2 pseudogenes are annotated in these 1,715 nt (G+C 65.2%); both read left to right on the plus strand.

Annotated features, from left to right (window positions below):
• Positions 1 to 1,120 (plus strand): annotated as a pseudogene (locus Q0629_RS08840) (penicillin-binding protein 1C); the annotation flags it as partial.
• Positions 1,121 to 1,232: 112 nt separating this feature from the next.
• Positions 1,233 to 1,715 (plus strand): annotated as a pseudogene (locus Q0629_RS08845) (Na+/H+ antiporter NhaC); the annotation flags it as partial.

The raw sequence follows: 1,715 nt of genomic DNA on the forward strand, positions 1-1,715 counted from the left end.
CTTTTCCGGGCGCGCACCACGCAACTTCGACCTGCACTACCGCGGGGCCGTGAGCGTCCGGACGGCCCTCTCCGAGTCCCTCAACGCCTCAGCCGTCCGGGTCCTGAGGATGGCGGGCCCTAATCGCGTCCTGCATCTGATGCGGGAGGCCGGGCTGCGGCACCTGTCGCAGTCCGCCGCGTACTACGGCGACTCCCTCATCCTGGGCGGCTGCGACGTCACCCTCATGGAGGAGCTGGAGGCCTTCACGGCCCTGGCCTCGTTGGGACGGCACCGCCCCCTCTCCCTGCTGAAGGACGACGCTCAGGTTCCGGAGACGCGCATCGCGTCGGAGGCGGCCTGCTGGATCGTCTGCGACATCCTCAACCATCGCGGCCCCCTCTCCACCCTCCCCAGGGGGACCCTGGGGGTGCGGTGGCAGGCGGCCCTGAAGACGGGGACCTCCTACGGCCTGCGGGACGCCTGGACCGCCGCATGGACCCCAGACTTCACGACCGTGGTCTGGGTCGGCAGGCCCACCGGAGAGTCCTGGCCGGGGCTCGTTGGCCTCAGGGCAGCGGCTCCCGTCGCCATGCGCATCCTACGGGCCGTTTCCCCTAACTCCGGGTGGTACGACAAACCCGACGCCTTGGCGCTGCGCAGGGTCTGCTCGCTCTCTGGCCAGCCCCCAACGGCAGCCTGTCCCTCCACTCAGCTCGACTGGTTCATCGAGTCCGTCACGCGCACCGTCCCCTGCCCCCTTCACACCATCAAGGCAGGGCAGACAGCCCTCCTCCTCCCGCCGGAACTCAGCGCTCCGGACACGCCGCTCAGCCGCATCAAACGAAGTGCCGAGTTGAAGATCGTCTCTCCTATCTCTGGCGCCACCTACTTTACCGCTCCATTCGACCGTGAGAGGCGGATCCCCATGAAGGCGGAGGGAGGGGTCGAGCGCGTCCACTGGTATTTGGACGGGCAGTACATGGGCTCCTCAAATCCCCGCGAGACGTTCTTCCACGGCGTTCCGGACGGACGACACGTGATCGGAGCCGCGGACGAGGCGGGACGAAGCAGCGTGACGGAGGTTTCTGTCGTGACCCCAGGAAAAAGACAAAACGCGCCGGCGCCACGGCTGAATTAGCTCGCAAACACGAACCGGGACGCTGACGCGGCACTCGCGTTAGATCGCATTAGAAAGCGCGCAGCGCTCTGCAGCGCGCTGGAGTAATCTACATTTTTAAGGAGGTCTTTACATGAAAGACAGGGAAAGAACGCACAGGGAAGTCGGTTTGGTCGGCGCAGTCCTCATCCTCCTGATGATCCTCTTCATCATGGTGATGGGCAAGCTGGTGCTGAACTTCGACACGGGGATGCTGGTGCTGATCGTTGCAATGGCCACGACCATCGTCTACGTCGGCATCTACCGCTTCACTTGGGACTTCATGTTCAAGGAAGGCGTCATCCCCATGGTGGCGCGGGCATCGGGAGCGATCCTGATCCTCTTGATCGTCGGGCCCATGATCGCCATCTGGATGGCCGCCGGGACGGTCCCCTACATGATCAACTTCGGCCTCTCCATCCTGAAGCCTCAGACCTTCCTGGTCTCGGCCTGCCTCGTCTGCGCCATCTCCTCCATACTGACGGGGACCTCCTGGGGCTCGGCAGCCACCTTCGGCGTGGCCTTCATGGGCATCGGCCATGGGCTGGGCATCTCCCCCGCCGCCACAGCGGGCGCC

Source organism: uncultured Fretibacterium sp. (assembly GCF_938030725.1).
GTDB lineage: Bacteria > Synergistota > Synergistia > Synergistales > Aminobacteriaceae > Fretibacterium.